The following is a 6,988-nucleotide window of genomic DNA, read 5'->3' as shown; positions in this document are numbered from 1 at the left end:
CTCGGACACCCCCATTTACAAAAAAAAAAAAAAAGAGATTGGGTTGGAGACCCGGCCCAAACAAAACACCAGTATATAGGGGGGGGGGGGGCGGGCGCCGGGGCCCCCACCCACCCCCCCCCCCCCCCCCCCCCGGGGGGCCGCGAACGCGACCACCACCAGCGCGGGGACGGCAGCCCGGAGCCGGTCGCCGGCCGATCCGTCACCAAGGACGGGCTCCATCGCCTGGGCGGTGGCGGTCAGCAACGCGGCGGCCGAGACGCCCGTGACGACCTGGCAGACCAGGAGCATCTGCACGGCGCGCCGGTCGGTCCGCCACGCCAACCGGGCGATCCGCCCCAGAACGGCGGGGATCTGCGCGCACACGCGACGGAAGGAGACTTCGGCGAGCGGATTGACGGAGAACTGTCCGCTGTAGGTGATCTCCGCGGGCGGTGGTGGCGGTTGCGGAGAGGGGGATGGCGGGGGTGTGGTGGGTGAGTGTTCGTGGGGAGTGGCCGAGGTCAATGCAGGTCCCCCTGACGGTCGCACGAGGTGGTCGCGGGGTCTAACGACCTGGCCGGAATATCGAACACATGTGTTTCGGTCGGTCCCGGATTCCCGAAATGGAGCGGCCGACGGCGCATGGCGGATGCATGGACCCGGTTCCCGCAGCAGGGTTACGGAGTAGGGCAGTTGGCCGAATCGCCGAGGGTGCAGGCTCGCGGGCACCGCGCGCGCGTCCTCGCGCGTGTCTTCGTGTGCGGGCAGGGGCGCGGGGTGGTGGGTTACTCGACGCGGCCCCCGAAGGTGAGAGTTGGGTGCGCCCGCGCCTGTGCCTGTGCCTGTACCTGTGTACGTGCCGTGGGTGTGCCTGCGGCTCAGGGTGTGCGTGTGGGTGTGCCTGTGGCGTCGAGTCCTGGGTACGGGGCGGGGCTGGCGCCGGAGCCCGCGGAACGCGCACTGAGGGGAGGGTTGCGGGCGTGCGCGATGCCGAGGTGTCGGTCGCGGTGAGCGAAGGGGGGTTAGCCCTTGCCGGCCGCGGTGGCGCTGCGGACGCAGTCGCGGAGCAGGGTGCGACGCTGGTCGTGTACGGCGTCGGGTTCTTCGCCGCTGGCCGCGTAGACGTTGCTGACCGGGGACCAGGCCATGGACATGGCGATGACCATGGCCATGATGTCGAACGGGTCGCCCGCCCGGACCCGGCCGGTTGCCTGTGCCTCGGTGATGGCTGTGAGCTTGTGGTCGTCGTAGTGCTGGTGCGTCTCGACGAGGTGTCCGGCGGGTCGGCGCTCCAGCCGTGCCCAGGTGGCCAGCCGGATCAGGTCGGGGCGGCGCAGGTATTCGTCGTAGAGGCGTACGGCCCACTCGGCGAGGTCGTCGGCGTCGATGGGGACGACGTTGGTGATGCGCTCCAGTGAGCTGAGGAAGATCGCGTCGAAGAGGCGTTCCTTGTCGCCGAAGTAGGCGTAGAGCTGGGCCTTGTTGGTGCGTGCTGCCGTCACGATGCGTTCGACGCGCGCTCCGGCGATGCCGTGCTGGGCGAACTCGTCGGTGGCGGCGTCCAGGATGCGCTGGTAGGTCGCAGCGCCTCGCGAGGTCTGGGGCTGTTCCGGCATGCCCCCATCCTACAAAACAGAACAGTTGGTTTGTTTTGCTGGGTCGCCGGGGCTAGCCTTGGCAAACCGAACAGTCTGTTTAAGGAGTGGGCATGCGAACGACCACCGGATGGCGGGCGGCCGGCCCGACCGTGCTCCGCCGCACCTCGCTTGACCGCCGTGACCTGCGTCCGGACGACATCGCGCTGCGGGTCGACTACTGCGGCGTGTGCCACAGCGACCTGCACGCCATGCAAGCCCATGGCCCGCACGCACAGGAACCCCTGGTGCCGGGCCACGAGTTCACCGGCGTGGTGACGGAGGCCGGGCCGGCGGTGACCGCTTTCTCGATCGGCGACCGTGTCGCGGTGGGCAACATCGTCGACTCCTGCGGTGCGTGCGCCATGTGCGAGGCCGGCCAGGAGAACTTCTGCCACTCCTATCCCACGCTGACCTACGGCGCCGCCGATCGGCAGGACGGGGTGACGACCCTGGGCGGTTTCGCCCGTGAGTACGTCGTACGGGACGCCTTCGCCTATCCGCTTCCCCACGGCCTTGACCCGGCCGCAGCCGCCCCCCTGATGTGCGCCGGTATCACGGTCTGGGAACCGTTACGTCACCTCGGTGTCGGGCCGGGCAGCCGCGTCGCCGTAGCTGGCCTGGGTGGCCTCGGGCACCTCGCGGTCAAGCTGGCCGTGGCACTGGGCGCCACCACCACGGTCATCAGCCGCACCCGGGACAAACTCGAAGACGCCCGCAATCTCGGCGCGCACGACCTCATCGCTTCCACCGACACCCGTCGGATGGCCGCGGCCCGCGGCACCTTTGACGTCGTCATTGACACCGTCTCCGCTCTGCATGACCTCGCCCCGTACCTGAAACTGGTGGCGATGGACGGCACCCTCAGCCTCCTTGGGCACCTGGGTCCCATCACCGTCGACGTCGTGGACTTGCTCATCGGCCGCAAGAAGCTCAGTTCCGCAGGCAGTGGAGGCCGGCCGGCGACGGCGGAGATGCTCCGGTTCTGCGCCGACAACGCCATCGCCGCCGACATCGAGCTGCTCCTGTCATCGCAGGTGCACAGGGCACTGGACCGTCTGCGACGTGGCGATGTCCGCTACCGCTTCGTGCTCGACATGTCGGACCTTGATTGATGGGACTGGCGCGGGTGGGGGACTGGGTACGCCCCGCCCGCCCCTCAGCAGCAGGAGGGGTTCATCGACGCGCTGCACGAGGTCGCGGGCGGTGGCACGGTCGTCTCGACCCGGAGACGGTACGCCGAATTGCGACGCCGGCGCCGCGGCCCGCTGGAACAACCGACGCTGCGCGTGCGTGAGGTCCTGGCGCTGATCGCGGAGGGCGGGGCCAATAGCGCGACTGCCAGGGAACTGGTGGTTGCGGATGCCGCGATCGGTATGCACATCACGGGCATCTTCCCCAAGCTGGGCCTGCCCCCGACGGATGAGAGCCATCGCAGGGTGCCGGCTGTTCTCGCGTAGGTGCGGGCGTGATGGGTGGCTTGGGAGTTTCGGGCGAGCAGGTGGGCCGTCGCGAACAATTCCGACTACAGCAGGGAGACGTTCTCCAGCAGCAAGTCGACCTGCTCCCGCCCCTGTTGTTCGGTGATGCCGAGGAGGAAGGCCGAGCGGTTGTCGTCCAGGGAGATGAGGGTCAGGCGGAGATGGAGGGTGCCGCAGTCGGGGTGGGTGACCTTCAGCACTGCCGTGTGCGCGGGCCGGCCGCTCACCGTTGTGGCTTTGGACTCCTGGGGCGTCGCCTTCGAGTCCGGGCAGAAGAACTCGGCGTTTGACGAGGCCGCGCGCTCCGCCTCGTAGCGCAGCCTGGACTGCGGTACGCCGTCGGCCCGGCCGGCCATGACCGAACTGCCCTCGCCGTCGGCGCTCTTCATGCCGGCCGCCGAGGTGAAGGCGTCGATCAGGTCGTTCTTGTTGGGCTTCCAGCCCTCGGGTATCGGATAGGAGATGCCGGCTTTCTCGTCCGTGATCCGCGGCTGCCCCGCCAGCGGGGAGCGGTCCTCGTCGCGCGTCACCCACCACGCGGTGGCCCCGCCGGCAAGCAGGAGGAGCAGCGCGAGGAGACCGGCGACCATCATCCTGCGGTTCCGTGACCGTCCGGCCGGCGGAGGGGGCGTGGCTGGCATGCTCGGGGCGGGAGGGTACGGAAACCCGTTCCCCGCGGCGTTCGCAGGCGCCCCATAACTCGGGCCTGGGGAAAGGGTGTTGCCGTGTCCGGTGGCCTCGGGCTGATGCGATGGGGGGCCGGCGAGCGGCGGCGTCGTCATGATCCAAACCTTTCGGAGCCGTCCGGGCCTGTCCTGAGTAAAGGTACTCAGGCGGCTACTTACGGTTGCGCCGGGGTGGTTGCGAGCCCGCTGTGGTTGGTGTCGGTCAAGGCTGGGGCGGAGGCAGGGGCGAGGATTCGTGATGTTGCGGGTCTCCGGTGCCGGCCGGTGTGCCGCGGGGTGTGTTGGCTGCGGTTTGAGGGGCGATCGGGGGTTGCACTTCCCGGGTGGTGTCGGCCTTGAGGATCTGCCGAGCGCACGGGCATCGCGCCCCCGATCTGCCTTCCCCCTCTCCTCCTCCTACTCCTGTCCCTGCCGTGGCCGTGGCCGAGCGGCCGGTGCCGTCGATGGTTCGTGTTCGGGGGCTGTGGCTGGGCGGGTGGTGTGGGAGGGGGTGTCCTGGCTGGTTGATTGCTGGCAGCCGTAGCACGTGGCGGTGCGGTGGGGCGGGCCCAGGGCAGCGCGGAAGCGGTGGAGCGGGAGCCTGGCGCCTCTCGCGCCGCGGACGTCAGCGTGGAGCGGTGCCCCCAAACAGCTTGGCGTCGGACTGCCGTGTGGGGAACCCGGTCTGCCCGTACGACTGTCCCCGCGGCCCTGTCGCGGGGAATCCAGGTGGCGGTATCCAGGGACACGTCACCGGATACGGGAGGCGGTTGCATGCCCGCGTACGACCAGGCTCCCGAGGCTGCCGCCCGACAGCGCCGGACCGCGCCGTCCCCGGCCCGCCGTTCCCCGGCGCCCGGGGCCGCCCCGCATGGCTCCTGGGCCCTGGCGCTCCAGTCGTCTGCTGGAAACGCCGCCGTGGTCAGGATGGTGCGCCGGTCGGGTCTCCCCGTGCAACGCGCTCCCCTCTCGGTGCAGCGCGCGGACGACGCGGCGGACCAGCCGCCGCCGTCGACGCAGTTCGCGGCGATGGACCTCGACGAGGACGAGTCGTCCGATGCCATGAACGTCGACACGCCGGCTACGGCCGCCGCTCCGGTCGCGACGACAGCCAGCAAGGGCAAAGAGAAGTTCGCCGACTACAAGTCGCAGCTCACCGAGAAGATGAAGAAGCTCACCCGCAAGTTCGACGGGTCAGTGCTGAAGGGGCACGTGCTCGGAGGCATCAGGAAGCGGGGACAGAAGCGCACGAGGGCGACGACGCTGGACCGGCTCCCCGACGTAGCCATCCGCGCGATGCACCACGATCCGGCGACCGCCGATTACGAGGCCGTCCCCGGTGACGAGGACGTGGTCCAGGCCGGAGTGCAGGCGATCGGCAACAAGCTGGACCAGATCGCCGAAGCCAACCTGGCCGCTGCCGGTGGGACTCTGTTCCAGAGCGGCACGGTGGGCAAGGTCCCCAAGAAGCAGACCGCGTTCGTCTCGTCCTACACCGGCACCCCGAGGCAGCGGAACGCGAGCGCGCTGCCACTCCCAGACAAGCCCCACTTCCGCCCGATCCAGGTGCCCAGCCGACCGACGACACCGGACACGGTCACCACACCCAACGGCACGCCCCTGTCCGCCGTGGGCATGTACGCGTATGAAGAGGGCGACGAGGACCACCGGGTGCACACGTTTGTGGCCGACCCCGAAGCCCGTCAGCCCGAGTTGCCGGTGGTGGACCAGAGCACCCTGACCAATCGGCCGGCGAAACTTGGCAGCGGTCTCACGAAGCACGCGGGTACGACCAAGACCGCCGGTCCGGTCAACCTTGACGGCCAGCGCCTGAACAGGTGGTCGGGCATCCGCAAGGGCCACACGCCCAGCCAGAAGACCGCTATGTACAACGTCTCGGCCCGCGAGGCCGCCATGAGCAGCGGTTACGACGACACGACCAAGAAGTGGCAGTGGCTGCACCTGATCGCCTTCACTCTGGGCGGCAGAGACAACAGCGAGCCGAACGAGGAGGGCAATCTGGTGGCCGGGCTGGACGCCGCGAACGGCTTCCACCTGGTGCTTGAGACCTTCGTCAAGATGATGGTCCGGGACCGGGCCGTCTCAGGGGTCTCACTGACAGCCACCGCACAGATGATTCCCGACAGCTTCCACGTGTGCAAAAGCATCAACTACCGGGTCTCCTGGACGAAGAACGGCAGAAGCCGCACGGTCGACTTCCACGTCGCTGCCTTGGACCCGAACAAGGTGCTGGGCAGCCACACCGAACTCCTCTGCAAGCGCTTCGACATCGACTACGCCAAGTCGGACGAGGACGAGGACGAGGAGGCCGAGAACCAGGAGATGGGGACGCAGGAGGACGATGAGCAGCCGGTCGCGGGACGCAGCACAGACTGACTCCTCACGTCGGTGCGGTTTCCAGTCCTCGACCAGCAGCCCGTACAGCTCCTCGTCCAGGAACTCGCCCATCACCCAGGCGGCTCATGCTGCGACCCTGGGCAGCTCCACCGGCAGTCAACGTTGCTGCCCGGAGGCAGACGAGCAGGCCTGCGAGGAGCTTGCACCGGAGGTCGTCGCCCGGCAGCCCAGCACTCCTGGGAGGACGCGGTGTGCTTCATTCCACTCGGAAGACCGACTGAGAGCGGAGCGTTCGGCCTCGGCCCCCACCTCGATGGACTACAGGTACTCGACCAACCACCAGGTCGTCATCGATGCGACACCCGGCTCGTGGTCGCGGTCGGCCGGCCCTTGTCCGGCAACCGCAACGACTGCAGGGCGTGGGAGCTGGCCGGCGTGAAGGACGCCGTCGGTCGCACCACAGTCATCGCGGACGGCGGCTACCGGGGCACCGGCCTGGTCATCCCGCACCGCCGCGAGCGCGGCCAGGCCGAGCTCCCGGACTGGAAAGAGGAACACAACGCCTCCCACCGCACGGTTCGCGCCCGCGTGGAGCACGTCTTCGCCCGAATGAAGTGCTGGAAGATCCTCCGCGACTGCCGCCTGAAAAGTGACGGCGTTCACCACGCCATGCTCGGCGTCGCCCGCCTGCACAACCTCGCCCTGGCCGGGTAATGGAGAGACGGGCTGGTCAACCAGCACACCGTAGGTCATTTACGGGACAGCCCTAGCTTGATCTTTAACCTATGCGTCGCGGACGTGGGTCCGTTGACTTCTTCGTTCGTCGTTTCGTGGAGCTTGGTTTGCCGACTGTGTGAACGTCGTGGCG

5 protein-coding genes and 2 pseudogenes are annotated in these 6,988 nt (G+C 68.7%); 4 read left to right on the top strand and 3 right to left on the bottom strand.

Annotated features, from left to right (window positions below):
* Positions 1 to 111: 111 nt before the first annotated feature.
* A pseudogene (locus tag AAHZ94_RS25445) lies at positions 112 to 507 on the bottom strand (ABC transporter ATP-binding protein); the annotation flags it as partial.
* A gap of 497 nt (positions 508 to 1,004) precedes the next feature.
* The gene (locus AAHZ94_RS25440) at positions 1,005 to 1,598 is read right to left on the bottom strand and encodes a TetR/AcrR family transcriptional regulator (RefSeq protein WP_349995527.1); all 594 of its coding nucleotides are present in this window, start codon (positions 1,596 to 1,598) and stop codon (positions 1,005 to 1,007) included.
* A gap of 92 nt (positions 1,599 to 1,690) precedes the next feature.
* Between AAHZ94_RS25440 and AAHZ94_RS25435 the strand changes: the two genes are divergently transcribed.
* Positions 1,691 to 2,731 carry an NAD(P)-dependent alcohol dehydrogenase gene (locus AAHZ94_RS25435; protein WP_349995525.1) on the top strand — a complete coding sequence of 347 codons (1,041 nt, stop codon included), beginning with the start codon at positions 1,691 to 1,693 and terminating at the stop codon, positions 2,729 to 2,731.
* A gap of 174 nt (positions 2,732 to 2,905) precedes the next feature.
* The gene (locus AAHZ94_RS36510; protein WP_502964778.1) at positions 2,906 to 3,076 is read left to right on the top strand and encodes a LuxR C-terminal-related transcriptional regulator; all 171 of its coding nucleotides are present in this window, start codon (positions 2,906 to 2,908) and stop codon (positions 3,074 to 3,076) included.
* 65 nt (positions 3,077 to 3,141) lie between these two features.
* On the opposite strand, the gene AAHZ94_RS25425 is transcribed toward AAHZ94_RS36510, so the two are convergent.
* Positions 3,142 to 3,690 (bottom strand): hypothetical protein, encoded by a 549-nt coding sequence (locus AAHZ94_RS25425; RefSeq protein WP_349995524.1) that lies wholly within the window; start codon positions 3,688 to 3,690, stop codon positions 3,142 to 3,144.
* A gap of 1,023 nt (positions 3,691 to 4,713) precedes the next feature.
* On the opposite strand from AAHZ94_RS25425, the gene AAHZ94_RS25420 reads away from it, so the two are divergent.
* Entirely contained in the window at positions 4,714 to 6,159 is a 1,446-nt protein-coding gene (locus AAHZ94_RS25420) for a hypothetical protein (RefSeq protein ID WP_349995522.1), read from the top strand.
* A 262-nt stretch (positions 6,160 to 6,421) separates the two neighbouring features.
* Positions 6,422 to 6,834 (top strand): annotated as a pseudogene (locus AAHZ94_RS25415) (transposase); the annotation flags it as partial.
* Positions 6,835 to 6,988: the final 154 nt, after the last annotated feature.

Source organism: Streptomyces sp. HSW2009 (assembly GCF_040240285.1).
Taxonomy (GTDB): Bacteria; Actinomycetota; Actinomycetes; order Streptomycetales; family Streptomycetaceae; genus Streptomyces.
The sequence above is the reverse complement of the archived record's forward strand: the minus strand, read 5'-3'. Positions and strand labels throughout refer to the sequence as shown.

Excerpts from the sequence above, each read along its gene's own strand:
- AAHZ94_RS25435 (WP_349995525.1), top strand. The coding sequence starts at position 1,691 with ATGCGAACGACCACCGGATGGCGGGCGGCCGGCCCGACCGTGCTCCGC.
- AAHZ94_RS25440 (WP_349995527.1), bottom strand. The coding sequence starts at position 1,598 with ATGCCGGAACAGCCCCAGACCTCGCGAGGCGCTGCGACCTACCAGCGC.
- AAHZ94_RS25425 (WP_349995524.1), bottom strand. The coding sequence starts at position 3,690 with ATGATGGTCGCCGGTCTCCTCGCGCTGCTCCTCCTGCTTGCCGGCGGG.